The following is a 16,094-nucleotide window of genomic DNA, read 5'->3' as shown; positions in this document are numbered from 1 at the left end:
TTGAGAATCAGCCGATAATTGCTTAATTTTGCATCTCGCAATTACTATTGCTTGTTTTATTTAATCACTCCAACCCTATGTCCAAATTGAGAATCTTATACGCGGCCACTGAGATTGATCCCTTTCTGCAAACCACAAAAGTAGCGGAATTCCTGAGGATGTTGCCACAAGCGATGCAAGAGCGTGGGATGGAAGTAAGGATTTTTGTGCCTCGGTTTGGTTTGATCAACGAACGTAAGAACCGTTTGCACGAGGTGGTTCGCCTTTCCGGCATCAACATTGCCGTGGGCGAAGAGGAGAAACCCCTGATTATCAAGGTAGCCTCTATCCCAAATGCCAAGCTCCAGGTTTATTTTATTGACAACGAAGACTATTTCCACCGGAAGTCCGTTCTGGTGGACAAAGACAATAAGTTTCACCCAGACAATGATGAGCGCGCCATCTTTTTCTGCAAGGGAGTTCTGGAAACCGTGAAGAAACTGGGCTGGGCCCCGGACATTGTGCATTGCAATGACTGGATGACCAGCTTGATTCCGTTGTACCTCAAAAGCACCTACAAAAACGATCCTATCTTCAAGACCTCTAAGTCTATTTTCTCGGTCTACAACAGTGAGTTCACCCATAAATTTGAGGGCGATTTGCTGGAAAAAGCCAAAATGCTGGACATTGAAGATGACATGCTGGTGAACCTGGGATCTGGTGATTTTGGGGCTTTCATTAAAATGGGAATGCAGTACGCCGACATGGTCATTAAGTCTAACGAAGATTTCAGTGACAACTTAAACGCCATGTTCCAGGAGTACAACAATACCAAGCAGATCAACACCATTAGCTCAGACGAAAATACCCTGGATTCTTACTATAACTTGTATAATGAACTTGCGAATTAGTAAAGCAGCTGCTGTACTCTTTATTTCCTCTTTCTTTTTTGCTTCTTGCGAAGACCCTACTGCCATTGGCCTGGAACTGCAGGAACCTGGCACCCAGATTGGGACTTCTTATACAGACACCTCTACTGTAAGAGCTTCAACTGTTTTACTGAAAGACTCCATTATTGGCTTGGGCGCCCAGCGCGTACAGGTGGGCAAAATCTCTGATCCGGTTTTTGGAACCGTGACCGCCAGAACCTACGCCGAATTTGCCCCTGTTTCCTTCCCGGCGCATCCAGATTCTATTGATGTTTCCAGAGGAGCCGACTCCTTGGTCATCAACCTGGATTATAACTACGCTTTTGGTGACACCACCAAAGCGATAGGCATGCATGTGCATCGGCTTACCCAGGCCTTTAGAGATGATGAGACCTATTTCATCAATGAAGCCTTGACGTACAACAATACGGCGGTAGGCTCCATTACCTTTACCCCACGGCCAAACACCACGTACAGAAGCACCACAGACACCAGTCAGACGCTTCCGGTCTTGGTGAAGATAAAGCTCACCGGCACTTTCGCGAACGAGGTGCTTGGGACACTGGCGCAAACCACCAGCAGAGATGCGTTTATCAGCACCATCAATGGCTTGGCCCTGGTGCCTGCCAACGGGTCTGACCCGCAGGGGAGCATTCTTGGTTTCTTGCCTATTTCTAACAATACCAACCTGATGCTGTATTACAAGTCCAAGAAAAACATAGCCAAGACCACCACTTTGCTCTTCACAGACCGGTATTACAACCAGATTGAGGCAAACAGAGCCGGAACCGTGCTGGCTTCCTTGACCAACAACGCCAACAGCTTGTCTTCCAGCAATGCGGGCAACCGTACCTACTTGCAGGCGGGTGCGGGTTTAGTCACTAAGATAGAACTGCCTTATATTGCGAACCTGCGCCAGAATATTCCGGGTTCAGACAAAAACCTGGCGGTTAACAAAGCCGAACTGATTATTCCGGTGCTGGAATCATCGGTTCTCTCCAAAAGCGACTCTGCGTTGCTCCCGCCGGTAATTTCCGTGGTGGAGGCCACTGCTTCTAACAGAATAGCCCTGAATCAACAAGAAGTTCCAATTGTGCTGCTGGCAGAGGGCAGCAACGCACCGGCTACCCTCCAGTATAGAGGAAAAAAAGGCGGCTATGTCTATGTAGTCAACATCACCAGCTACATGCAGAGCCTGCTGTACAACAGAAGACCCAACAACGGGCTGATTCTTTTGCCTTCAAACGTGAGTAGCGAGCGTTCCCTGCCGACCAATTTCGCGCAGACCATGAACCGGGCTATTCTTGAGGCAAACCAAAGCCCTAGCGCTGAACGCCGGATCAGGCTTAGACTCTTCTATTCAACTGCTCAATAAAAAATTAGATATACCCCTAGCTAAACAGTAGAAACAGTACCATGTGTGGAATAGTAGCGTACGTTGGACAGAGAGAAGCCTGCCCCATTATTTTGAAAGGATTGAAGCGTTTAGAGTACCGGGGCTATGACAGCGCCGGTGTGGCTTTGCTAAATGACGGCGATCTTAAAGTTTTTAAAAAGAAAGGCAAAGTAGCCGATCTGGAAGCCCATATTGGCACCCAGGACACCAGCAGCACCATTGGCATAGGCCACACGCGCTGGGCTACCCACGGCGAGCCGAATGATGCCAATGCCCACCCCCATTACTCCAACTCCAAGAAGATCGCCATCATCCATAATGGGATCATTGAAAACTACGCTTCCCTCAAGCAGCACTTGAGCAACAAAGGCTACGAATTCCACAGTGACACAGACTCTGAGGTATTCATCAACCTGATTGAGGATGTGCAGAAGAACAGCAACGTTTCCCTGGCGGAAGCGGTGCGCTTGGCCCTGCATGAAGTAGTGGGTGCCTATGCCATTGTGGTTCTGTCGCATGACTCCCCTACCCAATTGGTAGCTGCCCGCAAAGGGAGCCCCTTGGTGATTGGGGTAGGCAAAGGAGAATACTTCCTGGCCTCAGACGCAACTCCCATTATTGAGTACACCAATGAAGTAGTGTACCTCAATGATTTCGAGATTGCCGTGATCAGAGATGGCGTATTGGACATCCGCTCTAAAGAAGACGTGGTGCAGACGCCTTACATCCAGAAACTGGAACTGGAACTGGAAGCCATTGAAAAAGGCGGCTATCCGCATTTCATGCTGAAGGAGATTTTTGAGCAGCCTCGTTCTATTCTGGACAGCATGCGCGGCCGCCTGGTAGCGGAGAACACGCAACTGACCATGTCCAGCATCAGGGAATATGCCACCCGCTTCAAAAACGCCGACCGCATTATCATTGTGGCCTGCGGAACATCCTGGCACGCTGGTCTGGTGGCTGAATACATGATTGAAGAGTTCGCCCGTATCCCGGTAGAGGTGGAATATGCCTCTGAGTTCCGTTACCGGAACCCGGTGATTCGCGAGGGAGACATTGTCATCGCTATCTCGCAATCCGGTGAAACCGCCGATACGCTTGCCGCCCTGGAATTAGCCAAGTCAAAAGGTGCTATGATTTTTGGGGTGTGTAACGTGGTAGGTTCCTCTATTGCCCGTGCCACCGACGCTGGCGCTTATACCCACGCCGGCCCAGAGATTGGGGTTGCCAGCACCAAGGCTTTCACGGCTCAGGTAACGGTTCTCTCCCTGATTGCCATGATGTTGGCCGAGATGCGGGGCACCATGGAGCTTTCTGCCCTACGCCACATGATGATGGAGATGGAGAAAATTCCGGCCAAGGTAGAGCAAGCCCTTCAGCTAGACAAAGAGATCCAAGCCATCTCTGAGATCTTCAAAGACGCCACCAACTTCATTTACCTGGGACGCGGTTTTAACTTCCCGGTAGCGTTAGAAGGTGCCCTGAAGCTGAAAGAGATCTCCTACATCCACGCAGAAGGCTACCCAGCGGCAGAAATGAAGCACGGCCCTATTGCGCTGATTGATGAGAACATGCCCGTGGTGGTCATTGCCACCAAAGACAGTTCTTACGAGAAGATTGTTTCGAACGTACAAGAGGTAAGAGCCCGCAAAGGCCGGGTAATTGCAATCGTGACCGAAGGCGATACCGTGATTCCGCAGATGGCCGAGTTTGTGGTTGAGGTGCCTAGTACCCATGAAGCTCTAATGCCTCTTCTTTCTGTAATTCCTTTACAGTTGTTAAGCTATCATATTGCTGTCATGCGGGGCTGTAACGTAGACCAACCGCGTAACTTAGCCAAGTCTGTGACAGTTGAATAAGAATACCATTCTATAGGTGAAAAGGGGAAGCCAAATGGCTTCCCCTTTTTGTTTGCTATATTTTTTTTCACTTTAGCATCTATGCGCGGATTTATTTTGGTGACTTATAACTGATGTTACGCCATCAAGCCAGTGGTTCCCGGCGAGTCTGGAGATTCGCTTCCTCCTATGTCACGAGACTAGAGTCTCGCGCCAGTTGACTCTAAACCTGTGAGGTTTTGGAGACCGCACAGGTGTCCCCGTTTTAGGCCCGTTTTGCGCAAAAGAGCCCCAAAACGCATCAGCGGGGCTTCGCTCTCCGTTGGAGAGGGACTGGGGTGAGGTCGCTTTCTGCGGAAGGTCAGTTGTAAATACCTGAAAAATAGTCACGCAAGTAAATCCGTGCCCTAGTAAGACATCAGCTAACCTCCCCACTCAGAATTCTACTTCATAGCAGATGCGGGCCTAACACGCTCAAATTATTTGATATTGGGAGTAGGTACGTCCTTTCCCCCACCTTGCTGTTTTAGAGCTTGAAGCTGTTTAGAGTTTTCATTAACCGGCATTTAAAACAATTCCCCTGGGGCAAGCATCCGTTTATACTTTTGTTTTGAGGCTATTTGTATAAAAACAGGCCAGAAACAAGAGGTTTAGCGGTACACTGCCGCATGCAGATGCTTGTACCGTCGTTTTCAGGCTAGTTTTATAAGAACAGACCAGAAACTCTAAACAGCTTCCTTGTTTAAATTTCAGGTTTGCTGGCGAAAATGACCAGAAAAACGCTTCCGCAGGTTCTTTTTATGGCCGTTTGTAGCGCAAAGATGAAATTTAAACATGCTCTTAGCCCTGTTTTTACAAAAACGCCCTTAAAACCTAAATTACCCAGCCTCCTCCCTAAAGGATTACGCTTCAGAATGAGAGGTTTTACGTAAAAAGAGGTAAAACCGAGATTGGTTAGAGTGGACTTTCCCCCCTTCCTGTTTATGGCTTGTTTTATGAAAAACAGCCCCAAAACGCTATCCTTTAAAGATGAAATCCCGCATTCAACCTTGCCCCCTTCGTCCGTCGCTAACTTTAGAATGCCTGTGGATTGTTTATGCAGCGCTTTAATGACTCTTCCTTCATCTGCCCTCCCGCTTGCAAGAGAATAGAATCCTAACTTTAACAGAGGCAGAGACATACAGACAAAAATTTATTCTCAGGTTTTAAACCTTTTACCACTTTTTTAATCTATTGTAAACAAAGTGGCTCAACTTTCAAGAGAGTAGCCATTCTGAACCGAAAGTAATTTCCCCCTTTCCCGGCATTTCACCTTTACGGCATATGAAAAGCGTTTTTAAACTTTCTTTTATCGTTCTGTTCTTCGTGGTGGGAGGTTTATCTCTATCTTCCTTCGGAGGTACAAACACGTTGGCAACCAAAACCCCGAAGTTTCCTTACAAGAAAGCGGGGTTAACGGAACGCCAGGCGGCCGCGCACTTACTCAGCCGTTTTACGTACGGGGCCAGGCCGGGACAGGTAGAGGCAGTGGTGGAAATGGGACTGGAGAAGTGGTTCATGCAGCAGCTTCAGGCCGAACTTCCAAACCATGGTTTGGATAAGAGATTAGCCCGGTTTGAAACCCTGAAGATGACGAACGAGCAAATTTCCCAAACTTTCCCGCAAGGAGGGCAGGTGCTGCGCATGGCTATCAAGGAGGGAATAATTGCTAAAGATGACATCAAAATAGAGGCGGCAGACAAAGAAAGCAAGCGGGAATACAAAGGCAAGTTGGAAGCGTATATGCAGCAAAAAGGGTTTAAACCGCAGCGGGTACTGTACCAGGAGTTAATCAATCAAAAAATTCTGAGAGCCGCTTACTCAGAGAACCAATTACAGGAAGTCCTCAGCAGTTTCTGGTTTAACCATTTCAACGTATCACTTACCAATAAAAACAGCGCGCTGTACCTGACCTCGTATGAACGGGATGTCATTCGGCCTAATGCTTTGCGTACGTTTGAGACGCTTTTGCTGGCCACGGCTAAGTCGCCGGCCATGCTCACGTACTTAGACAATTTTAAAAGCACCACCTCCACCATAGCACTTACTCCGGCCCAGAAACAAAGGCAACAGCGCCAACTGCAACTGCTGGAGCAAAGGCAGGCCCAGGACACTTCCATGCAGCAGATGCAGGTAGCAGAGAAAGTTAAAAAGGCGAAGAAAGCGCAAGGGTTGAACGAGAACTACGCGCGGGAAATCATGGAACTGCACACCCTGGGCGTTGACGGAGGCTATACGCAGCAAGATGTCACCCAAGCCGCCCGCGTATTAACCGGCTGGACTATTAACCCTGCGGTAGACCGTTACAGTTTGAATAACGCTAGCGCCACCATCAACAACCCCAAACGTACGGCGGCGTTGACCAAGCAGGGTTTTGTGCAGGAAGGCGACTTTTTGTTTGCCGCCAACCGGCATGACAAAGGCCAGAAAGTAGTACTGGGCACCACCTTTCCGGCCAATGGCGGGTACGAGGAAGGGGTACAATTGATTCAGTTATTAGCCCATCATCCGGCCACGGCTACCTTTATCTCTACCAAACTAGCCGTTCGGTTTGTGAATGACGCGCCTCCCAAGAGCCTGATTGACAAAATGGCCAAGACTTTCACGGAGAAGAACGGCGACATACAACAGGTACTGTTGACCATGGTAACGGCACCCGAGTTCTGGAGCAAAGGAGCCTTGCGGGAGAAAACAAAGTCGCCGTTTGAATTGGCCATTAGTTCGGTGCGTAGCCTGAATGCCGAGGTAAAAGCTCCTTATCAACTCTACACCTGGATCACGAAAATGGGCGAGCGGATGTACTTCTACCAGGCCCCCACCGGCTTCCCGGACAAAGGCGCTTACTGGATTAATACCGGCTCCCTATTGAATCGAATGAACTTCGGATTGGCCCTGGCCTCGCAGAAAATTCCGGGCATTTCCATAGATTTGATGGCCCTCAACCAAAACCGTGAACCCAAAAGCGCCGAAGCAGCGTTGCTCACCTACAGCAAATACCTGCTGCCGGAGCGCGACCTGGATGAGACCATAAAACGATTAACGCCTTCGCTCAAAGACCCCAGCTTCGGGCAAAAAGTAGATGCCGCTGCCAACAGGAATCCATCTGCCGCGCAAGCTGAAATGCTAGAGTTGGAAGACGAGGAGATGATGGTTCCCCAAAAGAAACCGAAGAAAGGTGCCCGCAGAAAGAACCTGGGGAAAAGTGATCCTGCTATGACCACAGTTAGACAGACCAATACCGGTAACACGCCCATGTTAGCCCAAGTGGTAGGCATCATCATCGGCTCCCCCGAATTCCAGCGCAGGTAATGTATCAACAGAATCAAAAAAGAGTGTGATGACTACCAGAAGAGGTTTTATAAAATCAGGGGCACTGGCGCTTTTTGCGGCCAGTTTGGGAGGCATTCCTAATTTTCTGGCGCAGGCCGCCAGCAGCAGCAAACTTTTATTGCCGTACAAGAAAAACAAAATCCTGGTCTGCATCTTCCAGCGCGGCGCCATGGATGGCTTAATGGCCGTGACGCCGTTCACCGATGTCCATTTACAGAGGGCCCGCCCCAGCTTGTTTATGACCGCCGCCAAGACCTCTGCCAACCCCCTCCTGGACTTAGACGGACGTTTCGGGCTGCACCCGGCGATGCGCGCCTTTGAGCCTTTGTTTAGGGAAAAGCGGCTGGCCATTGTGCACGGCGTGGGCTCGCCCAATCCTACCCGCTCCCATTTTGATGCCCAGGATTACATGGAGGCCGGCACGCCTTTCCACAAAGGAACGGCCAGCGGCTGGCTGAACCGGGCGGTTGGCTTGCTGGGCCATGAGGCCGCCACGCCGTTCCAGGCGGTAAGCCTTACTTCTTCTTTGCCTCGTTCATTTTACGGCGATAACGCAGCGGTTGCCATCAACAACCTTCAGGATTTTGCCATTCAGATGCGCGGGAACCCAAACGCCGCCAATGTAGCGTCCAGAAACTTTGAAGACCTGTATGACCAAACGTCTTCTTCGCTGCTGAACAAAACCGGGAAAGAAAGTTTTGAGGCACTTAAAATCCTCCAGAAGGCAGACACCAAAAACTATATCCCGGCCAACAAGGCCGTGTATCCCAACAGTCCCCTCGGGAATTCTTTGAAGCAGATTGCGCAACTGGTGAAAATGGAGGTAGGCTTGGAAGTAGCCTTCGCCGAATCTGGCGGATGGGACACGCACTATAACCAGGGCACCGCCCAAGGCACGTTCGCCCGCAACGTGAACGATTTGAGCCAAAGCATCACTGCTTTCTGGACTGATTTAGATGCCTACCAAGATGACTTGGACGTGATGACCATGACCGAGTTCGGCCGCACCGTGCACCAGAACGGCAGCAACGGCACCGACCATGGCCGCGGCTCCTGCCTGTTCATTTTAGGCAATGACGTAAACGGCGGCCTGGTCCACGGCAACGTTCCACCCCTAGCCGTAGAAAACCTGGAAGACGGCCGCGACCTCCCCGTCACCACCGATTTCAGGAGCGTTTTCAGCGAAGTAGCCGGTAAACACCTCAACCTCCAGAATGACAAAGTTCTGTTTCCTGACTGGACTGGGCCAAAAATAGGCGTGATGCGCCACAGGTAAGTAAGTGGCCGTTTCAAGGCTGTTTTCTGAAAAAGAACTTAGAAACACTACATACTTCCGTTTTACGCCTGTTTTGGCAAAACTAAGCTTAAAATGGCAGCGCATCCTTCTCGCTCGCAAAACGCGAACGCGAGTTATCTACGGCGTCTCGCCGCTTTTCAAGACTTTCTTTCCGTGGTCAGAAGTTGCCCGTTTCCACACGCGCGGGATGCAAGCTAGGGCTCCTGTTTTGGGCTTCGTTTTGGTAAAACAGGCTGAAATCAGTGACTGATCGGCTGTACCTTTTCCGGTTACACCAACTTATAGAGCGTGGCCAGAAACACGCAGGCTTTGTCTACGGCACGTTGCGACTCTTCGCGCAGCAGGCTCACTTCCAATGCTTCGCGGTTAATCAAAGGCTCTCCTTGCAGGCCGCATAAATGGAAATTCAGGGGCTCATAGGCTGACGCGAAATCGGCCAGTTCTAGGTTGTTGGCGTTGAAGAAGACGGTGAGTTTCTCGCCTTTGCCTTGTTGGTTGTATTGGGCCAGGCGTTCTGGGTGTTCGTGCAGCAGTAAATCAATGACCAAATCCGCTTGCGGAAGCCAGGCTTTCAGTTCTTGGGGGTCTTGTAAATGGAGGTAGGCTCTGTTGTAGAATTTCAGGCTCACCTCTGCCTCCTGCTCGGCGCTCGCCAAAACCAATGTGTTCATATTTCTGTACCTTTAGCGGCATAAAGATACTAATTAACCTTTTTGTTTATGGCAACCAACCTTATAGAAAGCAAATCTGCGCCCGCTCCCATTGGGCCGTACAGCCAGGCAGTAATGGCGGGCAACACCTTGTATGTCTCCGGACAAATCCCGCTGGATCAAGCCACTGGCCAATTGGTGCAGGGCGATATCCAGACCGAAACGCACCAGGTGATGAAGAACCTGCAGTACATTTTGCAAGAAGCCGGTATGGATTTCAGCCACGTGGTCAAATGCAGCATCTTCGTGAAAGACCTGGGCAACTTCGGGGCGATCAATGAAACCTACGGCAGCTATTTCACCAGCAACCCGCCCGCCCGCGAAACCGTGGAAGTAAGCCGCCTGCCCAAAGACGTGAACGTAGAAATCTCCTGTATTGCGGTGAAGTGGTAACGCTGATTTGAAGATGGGGAGATGAGGAGATGGGGAGATGGGGAGATGGGGAGATTTGAAAATGAGGAGATTTGGAGATGGGGGGATTTGGAGATGGGGGGATTTGGAGATGTGGAGATGAGGAGATGGGGAGATGGGGAGATTTGGAGATGGGGGAATGCTTCTAAACATTTTTCCATCTACCCATCTCCAAATTTTCAAATCTTCACATCTCCAAATCTCCAAATTTATTTAATCGCAATCCTCTCCTTTGGCTTTGGCCTCGTTGGGGCCGGGTTCATCGTTCAGGGGGGCATGCCCTATTTCCTCTTCTTTGTTGATGACCCGTACCGCATAGGTGGAAGGGTAAATGTTGGCCCCGTAGCGCCGGGCATACACCAGCGTAAACTGGGCGCCCAGGAAAATAATCTGGGAGGTGTAGAACACCCACGTGAGCACCACTATCACCGAGCCCGCGGCGCCGTAGATACCGGCGAAATCACTGTTGCCTAAGTATATACCTATCAAAGACTTGCCTAGTGAGAAAAGCAGGGAGGTCACCAACGCGCCTTTCCATACATCTTTCCATTTTATTTTGGCATCGGGCAGGAATTTGTAAATCAAGGCGAACAGGAACATCACCACGCCCGTGGAAAGCACAAAGTTGGCTATCTGCGTTAATTGCAACAGCGAAGGATCTATCTGGTCGGCCAGAAAAGTAGTAATGGCCACTAAGGCGGCATGTACCATCAAACTCACCAGCAGCAGAAAAACAATGGCCATGATCATGGCAAACGACAACAGCCTATCCAGCAGCAGTTTCAGGTATTCATTGCGGGGTTTCGGCTTTACGCCCCAAATCTGGTTCAGAGATTCCTGCAAAGAAACAAACACGCCCGTGGCCCCCACCAGAAAGGTAAACACCCCCACTACGGTGGCAAAGGTAAAGTCAGAGGACTGGCTGATGTTCTCCACCATGTCTTGAATATCCAGCGCGCCCTGGCTTCCCACCAATTCCCGTAGTTGTTCATACACGCGTCCGCGCACGGCATCGCGCCCAAAAACCGCCCCGGCGGTGTTGATCATGATAATGAGGATGGGCGGTAGCGCGAAAATGGTGTAATACGCCAGCGCGGCCCCTTTCTGAAAAGAGTTATTGTCCAGGAAATCAAGCCAGACTTCTACAATGATCCCCCAAGCTTCTGTTAGCTTCCGTTTGAGCATGTGGTTGGTTTTCCTTCTTCATACGTACTAATAGCGGCAGGTTACAAACTTCTTGCGTGACAGTTCTTTTCACCGCTGGAATTGCAGAGGTTTCCGCTTGCCGCCTTCGCGCATTAGTTGGCACACTTCTAAGGATTTACGCGTAAAAGCTTTACCAAAGGCGCGAAATACCGTACTTTTGCACCTCGATTGACATACCTATACAACATGGAAAGAGAAGTACGAGTACGCTTTGCCCCTAGCCCCACCGGGCCGCTGCACATTGGCGGGGTGCGCACGGCGCTGTATAATTACCTGTTCGCGAAGAAAATGGGCGGCAAAATGTTGCTGCGCATTGAAGATACTGACCAAACCCGCTTTGTGCCCGGCGCCGAGCAATACATCTTTGATTCCCTGGCCTGGTGCGGCATTACGCTAGACGAGAGCCCGGTGCACGGCGGGCCGCACGCGCCTTACCGCCAGTCTGAGCGCAAGCCCATGTACATGGACTACGCCCTGCAACTGGTAAACGCCGGCCACGCCTACTACGCCTTTGACACCGCCGAGGAACTGGAGGAAATGCGCGAGCGCCTCAAAGCCGCCAAAGTGGCTACCCCGCAGTACAACGCCATCACCCGCGCCACCATGAAGAACTCCCTCACCCTACCTGAGGATGAGGTGAAGCGCCGCCTGGAAAGCGGAGACCCTTATGTGATCCGTCTGAAAGTACCACGCAAAGAAGAAGTTCGTCTGAAAGACATGATCAGAGGTTGGGTGATGGTGCATTCTTCGGCCATTGACGACAAAGTACTGATGAAGTCTGATGGGATGCCTACTTACCACCTGGCCAACATTGTGGATGACCATTTGATGGAAATCACCCACGTGATCAGAGGCGAGGAGTGGTTGCCCAGTGCGCCGCTGCACGTATTGCTGTACCGCTATTTTGGGTGGGAAGATACCATGCCAGAATTCGCCCACTTACCCTTGCTGCTGAAACCCGACGGAAACGGCAAGCTGAGCAAGCGCGACGGCGATAAACTGGGCTTCCCGGTATTCCCGCTGAACTGGGTAGACCCGGTAACCGGCGAGAAATCTAGCGGCTATCGCGAGGCAGGTTACCTACCAGACGGTTTCGTGAACTTTCTGGCCTTTTTGGGCTGGAACCCCGGCACGCAGCAGGAAATCTTCTCTATGGAGGAATTGATTGAGGCTTTCAGCATTGAGCGCATCGGGAAATCAGGCACCCGTTTTGACATTCAGAAAGCCCGTTGGTACAATGAGCAGTACCTGCGCGCCAAACCAGACGCGGAGTTAGCCCAGTACCTGCTGGCGGCTTTGCCGGAGCAAGGCATTGACTGCTCGCCAGAGCGGGCCGAGAAGATTGTGGGCCTCATGAAAGAGCGCGTGACCTTTCCGCAGGATTTCTGGAAAGAAGCTTCCTACTTCTTCGTGGCGCCCACCCAGTACAATGAGCAGGTAGCCGCCAAAAAATGGTCGGCCGCGGCCGCCGGGGCTTTTGAGCAATTCAGAAACGAACTTGCCTCTTTGCCTGCCTTCAACGCCGATGCGGTGAAAGCTTTGTTGCTGCAAATCTTAGAGCGTAACGGTCTGAAGATTGGCCAGGTAATGCAAGCCTTGAGAATTGCCCTCACCGGCGTAGAAGCAGGCCCAGACTTGATGGCCATTATTGAGATCATCGGGAGAGAAGAAACCGAAAGCCGTATTGACGCTGCGTTGACCAAACTAGCCCAGTACGCCGCCTAAGTTTCACCTTCCTCTAAAATAGAGAAGCGCTTTGTCTGCGTTTTGCGCCTGTTTTCCGTAAAACAGCCTTAAAACGCTTTTAAGATTCCATCCGCCGTCATAAACAAGCCCCTACTGCTTGCTTATGACGGCGGATTCTTTTTAATTCGTTTATCCTTCTTCCAGATTTCCCGTTTGTAGTAAAAACACCAGAACAGGCGGCTTTGCAGCCTGGACGCAAACTGTACTACTATGGCAAAGAAGAAATCAGATAAGGACAAACCAGAAAACAAGCCGGAGAAAAAAGCGAAGGTGCATCCTGAGCTGGAAGGCTTCGAGATCAAGATCAATCCCCTGGGAGATATTACCTCTAACTTCAACATTGACCAGTTGAATTCTTTCCTGGACAGAAACGTCTCTGACAAGAAACTGGTGGGTGACCAGGGCAAGAAGCGGGCGCAGGAAGAAGACGAGGATTATCTAATTGAGGAAACCGTGGACGAGGAAGAGAATGAGGAGGATTTCTTCAAAAAAGGGGCATCTTTAGACGATGATGCAGACGAGGACATCTCTGGCAAAGGAGAGAAACCATCTGACTCCAAACCGAAGAAAAAATAAACCTAAACCCTTATGACATCCCACGAAGTAGATTACCGCATTTACGGCTCAGACATTCAGGTGCTGGAAGTGGAGCTAGACCCGCAGGAAACCGTGATAGCCGAGGCCGGTGCCATGGTCTTCATGGAAGACGGCATCCAGTTTGAAACCAAAATGGGCGATGGCTCCAACCCAAGTTCCGGCTTTTTCGGGAAGTTGGTGCAGATGGGCAGCCGCGCCATCACGGGCGAGTCTTTGTTTATGACGCACTTCACCCACCGCGGGTACGGCAAAGCGAAGGTAGGTTTCTCGGCTCCGTACCCCGGCACCATTATGCCCATCAACCTGACCGAGTTTCCGCAGGGCCTGATTGTGCAGAAAGACGGCTTTCTGGCCGCGGCGCTGGGCACCAGAATTGCGATGCACTTCAACCAGCGTCTGGGCGCGGGCTTCTTCGGGGGCGAAGGTTTCATCATGCAACGCCTGACCGGCGATGGCTTGGCCTTCATCCACGCGGGCGGCACCGTGATTGAACGACACCTGCACAACGAAACCCTGCGGGTAGACACCGGCTGCGTAGTGGCCTATGAGAACGGGATTGATTTCGACATCCAGCGGGCGGGCGGCTTACGCTCCATGGTCTTTGGCGGCGAAGGCCTGTTCCTGGCCACCCTCAGAGGCACCGGCCGCGTCTGGATCCAGTCTATGCCCGTGAAGAAACTGATCCAAGCGCTGATGCCGCACGGCGGGAATGCCAATAAAGAAGGTGGCTTGCTGAGCAGCTTCCTGGAGTAATCGTTCTAGATATATCTTTTCCCAAAGCACCGCCCAAAGCGGTGCTTTGGGTTTTAGGGCTCTTTTGAAGAAAACAGGCCTAAAACAGGAGTGAGATAAGGCAGTGCCTTGCCTCACGTTTTCCCTTCGCCTCCCTACGCATTTCCCTGTAGGGCAATCCCTGGTGGTTGCCCTACACGGTAGCCGATAATATTGTGTTCGTGGGTAAAAACCAGTCATAAATGCACCGGTAGATTGAGGAAGCAGCCGAAGGGAGACGCCCGATGCAACGGGAACCGTGAAGGGCAACCACCAGGATTGCTCCTACAGGGAAATGACATCTACCGTAGGTTATTCACCTCCAGAATCTCTTCCAGGTAGTCCCGGTTGTTGGCCAGGCGAGGGACTTTGTGTTGCCCGCCCAGCTTGCCCTTGTGCTGAAGCCAGTTCAGGAAGGCACCGGCGGGAGCTACCGTAATCAACGGTGCTTGCAGTGCCAGGTCTTTCTGGCGTTTGGCATCATAGTCTGAGTTGACAGTGCGTAACGTTTGGTCTAAGACTTCTGTGAACTGCTCTAAGCTGGAAGGTTGCCGGGAGAATTCTATGATCCATTGGTGGCCGCCTTTGCTCTTGCCTTCAAAATACACGGGCGCGGCCGTGAAGTTGGTGATGGTGGCACCCGTGGCTTCGCAGGCCTTGGTGATAGCCGTCTCTGCGTTCTCCACCACCACTTCTTCACCGAAGGCATTGATAAAGTGTTTGGTACGGCCCGAGATCTTGATGCGGTACGGATCTAAGGAGGTGAATTTAACGGTATCGCCAATCTTGTAGCGCCAGAGACCGGCGTTGGTAGAGATAAGCAGGGCGTAGTTCTTGCCTACTTCTACTTGGTCTAAGGCCAGCACTTTCGGGTTCTCTTGGTCTGCTTCTTCCATGGGAATAAACTCGTAGAACACGCCGTAATCCAGCATTAAGAGCATCTCGTCTTTGAGGCTGGGCTCATCCTGTATCCCGAAGAAGCCTTCCGAGGCATTGTAGACCTCCAGGTACTTCATCTTTTCAGAGGGAATCAACTGCCGGAACAGTTCGCGGTAGGGGCCGAAAGCAACGGCTCCGTGGGTGAACAGTTCCAGGTTTGGCCACACCTGGGTAATGTCTTTTGCGCCTGTTTTTTCTAAAATGCGGTTTAAAAGCACGTACGTCCAGGTGGGCACGCCAGAGAGGCTGGTCACGTTTTCTTTGACGGTGATCTCCACCATCTTCTCTATCTTCTCTTCCCAATGATCCATGAGCGCCACTTTGAGCGGCGGGGTACGCATGGCCTCGGCCCAAATGGGCAGGTTCTGCATGATCACCGCCGAGATATCACCGGTTCGGGTATTGGAATTAAAACCGTTGGGGTGATGGCTGCCGCCAATGGAAAGGGCTTTGCCCGCGAATACCTTGGTGTCTGGATAGTTGTTCACGTAAATAGAAAGCATGTCTTTGCCTCCTTTGTAGTGACAGTCTTCCAGGGCTTCGGGGCTAACGGGAATGAACTTGCTGCGGGCATTGGTAGTACCCGATGATTTGGCGAACCACTCTACTTTGCTGGGCCACAGGACATTGTCTTCCCCGCGCATCACGCGCTCAATGTACGGGTACAGGTCTTCATACGCGCAGATGGGCACCCGCTCCTGAAACTCGCGCACGCTTAGTTTATCTGAGTAACCGTATTTCTGGCCCCACTCAGTGCTTCTGGCAGTGGTAATGAGGTTCGTAAACAACTCGTTCTGCACATCGTGCGGGTACTTCCTGAAGAGGTCTATCTGGTGAATCCTCTTCTTCATTACCCACGTCACCAGCGAATTGATTATCTCCACTCCTTTTAATTGTTAGTTGTTG

At 51.1% G+C, this 16,094-nt stretch carries 13 protein-coding genes; 9 read left to right on the top strand and 4 right to left on the bottom strand.

Translation table 11 applies throughout. The features are described from left to right. The first annotated feature begins 77 nt into the window (after positions 1-77). From HHO50_RS04760 to glmS, 3 genes are read left to right on the top strand one after another with little or no spacing between them, the layout of a single operon-like run. Complete coding sequence (locus HHO50_RS04760; protein WP_181304864.1) at positions 78-890, top strand: glycogen/starch synthase; 813 nt, start codon at positions 78-80, stop codon at positions 888-890. Continuing rightward, positions 874-2,283, top strand: a complete 1,410-nt coding sequence (locus HHO50_RS04755) for a DUF4270 family protein (protein WP_181304863.1) — start codon at positions 874-876, stop codon at positions 2,281-2,283. The genes HHO50_RS04760 and HHO50_RS04755 overlap by 17 nt, the downstream gene beginning before the upstream one ends. Before the next feature lie 41 nt (positions 2,284-2,324). Then, positions 2,325-4,163 (top strand): glutamine--fructose-6-phosphate transaminase (isomerizing), encoded by a 1,839-nt coding sequence (glmS, locus tag HHO50_RS04750; RefSeq protein WP_181304862.1) that lies wholly within the window; start codon positions 2,325-2,327, stop codon positions 4,161-4,163. Positions 4,164-4,884: 721 nt separating this feature from the next. Here the strand turns inward: glmS and HHO50_RS04745 are convergent. After that, positions 4,885-5,322: a hypothetical protein gene (locus HHO50_RS04745; protein WP_181304861.1), complete on the bottom strand. Its 438-nt coding sequence runs from the start codon at positions 5,320-5,322 to the stop codon at positions 4,885-4,887. A gap of 143 nt (positions 5,323-5,465) precedes the next feature. Here HHO50_RS04745 and HHO50_RS04740 point away from each other — a divergent pair, with 143 nt between their 5' ends. Then, positions 5,466-7,490, top strand: coding sequence for a DUF1800 domain-containing protein (locus HHO50_RS04740; protein WP_181304860.1), 2,025 nt, complete (start codon positions 5,466-5,468; stop codon positions 7,488-7,490). A 28-nt stretch (positions 7,491-7,518) separates the two neighbouring features. Further along, a complete protein-coding gene (locus HHO50_RS04735; RefSeq protein WP_181304859.1) occupies positions 7,519-8,787 on the top strand; it encodes a DUF1501 domain-containing protein in 1,269 nt (422 codons plus the stop codon). A gap of 290 nt (positions 8,788-9,077) precedes the next feature. On the opposite strand, the gene HHO50_RS04730 is transcribed toward HHO50_RS04735, so the two are convergent. Then, entirely contained in the window at positions 9,078-9,479 is a 402-nt protein-coding gene (locus tag HHO50_RS04730) for a hypothetical protein (protein WP_181304858.1), read from the bottom strand. 48 nt (positions 9,480-9,527) lie between these two features. Here HHO50_RS04730 and HHO50_RS04725 point away from each other — a divergent pair, with 48 nt between their 5' ends. Continuing rightward, the gene (locus tag HHO50_RS04725) at positions 9,528-9,911 is read left to right on the top strand and encodes a RidA family protein (RefSeq protein WP_181304857.1); all 384 of its coding nucleotides are present in this window, start codon (positions 9,528-9,530) and stop codon (positions 9,909-9,911) included. 231 nt (positions 9,912-10,142) lie between these two features. Here the strand turns inward: HHO50_RS04725 and HHO50_RS04720 are convergent, their stop codons facing one another. Then, positions 10,143-11,114: a YihY/virulence factor BrkB family protein gene (locus HHO50_RS04720; RefSeq protein WP_181304856.1), complete on the bottom strand. Its 972-nt coding sequence runs from the start codon at positions 11,112-11,114 to the stop codon at positions 10,143-10,145. Between the two features lie 207 nt (positions 11,115-11,321). On the opposite strand from HHO50_RS04720, the gene gltX reads away from it, so the two are divergent. The 3 genes from gltX (at position 11,322) to HHO50_RS04705 (ending at position 14,231) form a co-directional block, all read left to right on the top strand. Beyond that, on the top strand, positions 11,322-12,860 hold the full coding sequence (gltX, locus tag HHO50_RS04715; RefSeq protein ID WP_181304855.1) for a glutamate--tRNA ligase: 1,539 nt from the start codon (positions 11,322-11,324) through the stop codon (positions 12,858-12,860). A 231-nt stretch (positions 12,861-13,091) separates the two neighbouring features. Beyond that, the gene (locus HHO50_RS04710) at positions 13,092-13,457 is read left to right on the top strand and encodes a hypothetical protein (RefSeq protein ID WP_181304854.1); all 366 of its coding nucleotides are present in this window, start codon (positions 13,092-13,094) and stop codon (positions 13,455-13,457) included. Positions 13,458-13,469: 12 nt separating this feature from the next. After that, on the top strand, positions 13,470-14,231 hold the full coding sequence (locus HHO50_RS04705) for a TIGR00266 family protein (RefSeq protein ID WP_181304853.1): 762 nt from the start codon (positions 13,470-13,472) through the stop codon (positions 14,229-14,231). A gap of 320 nt (positions 14,232-14,551) precedes the next feature. Here HHO50_RS04705 and HHO50_RS04700 read toward each other — a convergent pair whose 3' ends face one another. Further along, positions 14,552-16,039: a GH3 auxin-responsive promoter family protein gene (locus tag HHO50_RS04700; protein ID WP_181305244.1), complete on the bottom strand. Its 1,488-nt coding sequence runs from the start codon at positions 16,037-16,039 to the stop codon at positions 14,552-14,554. Positions 16,040-16,094 lie beyond the last annotated feature (55 nt).

Source organism: Rufibacter sp. XAAS-G3-1 (genome assembly GCF_013623775.1).
Taxonomy (GTDB): domain Bacteria; phylum Bacteroidota; class Bacteroidia; order Cytophagales; family Hymenobacteraceae; genus Nibribacter.
This window is presented reverse-complemented; position numbering and strand designations above follow the sequence as displayed.

What these genes read in the sequence shown, in the direction of transcription:
- HHO50_RS04760 (WP_181304864.1), top strand. Translation starts at nt 78, where the DNA reads ATGTCCAAATTGAGAATCTTATACGCGGCCACTGAGATTGATCCCTTT.
- HHO50_RS04755 (WP_181304863.1), top strand. Translation starts at nt 874, where the DNA reads ATGAACTTGCGAATTAGTAAAGCAGCTGCTGTACTCTTTATTTCCTCT.
- glmS (WP_181304862.1), top strand. Translation starts at nt 2,325, where the DNA reads ATGTGTGGAATAGTAGCGTACGTTGGACAGAGAGAAGCCTGCCCCATT.
- HHO50_RS04745 (WP_181304861.1), bottom strand. Translation starts at nt 5,322, where the DNA reads ATGTCTCTGCCTCTGTTAAAGTTAGGATTCTATTCTCTTGCAAGCGGG.
- HHO50_RS04740 (WP_181304860.1), top strand. Translation starts at nt 5,466, where the DNA reads ATGAAAAGCGTTTTTAAACTTTCTTTTATCGTTCTGTTCTTCGTGGTG.
- HHO50_RS04735 (WP_181304859.1), top strand. Translation starts at nt 7,519, where the DNA reads ATGACTACCAGAAGAGGTTTTATAAAATCAGGGGCACTGGCGCTTTTT.
- HHO50_RS04730 (WP_181304858.1), bottom strand. Translation starts at nt 9,479, where the DNA reads ATGAACACATTGGTTTTGGCGAGCGCCGAGCAGGAGGCAGAGGTGAGC.
- HHO50_RS04725 (WP_181304857.1), top strand. Translation starts at nt 9,528, where the DNA reads ATGGCAACCAACCTTATAGAAAGCAAATCTGCGCCCGCTCCCATTGGG.
- HHO50_RS04720 (WP_181304856.1), bottom strand. Translation starts at nt 11,114, where the DNA reads ATGCTCAAACGGAAGCTAACAGAAGCTTGGGGGATCATTGTAGAAGTC.
- gltX (WP_181304855.1), top strand. Translation starts at nt 11,322, where the DNA reads ATGGAAAGAGAAGTACGAGTACGCTTTGCCCCTAGCCCCACCGGGCCG.
- HHO50_RS04710 (WP_181304854.1), top strand. Translation starts at nt 13,092, where the DNA reads ATGGCAAAGAAGAAATCAGATAAGGACAAACCAGAAAACAAGCCGGAG.
- HHO50_RS04705 (WP_181304853.1), top strand. Translation starts at nt 13,470, where the DNA reads ATGACATCCCACGAAGTAGATTACCGCATTTACGGCTCAGACATTCAG.
- HHO50_RS04700 (WP_181305244.1), bottom strand. Translation starts at nt 16,039, where the DNA reads ATGAAGAAGAGGATTCACCAGATAGACCTCTTCAGGAAGTACCCGCAC.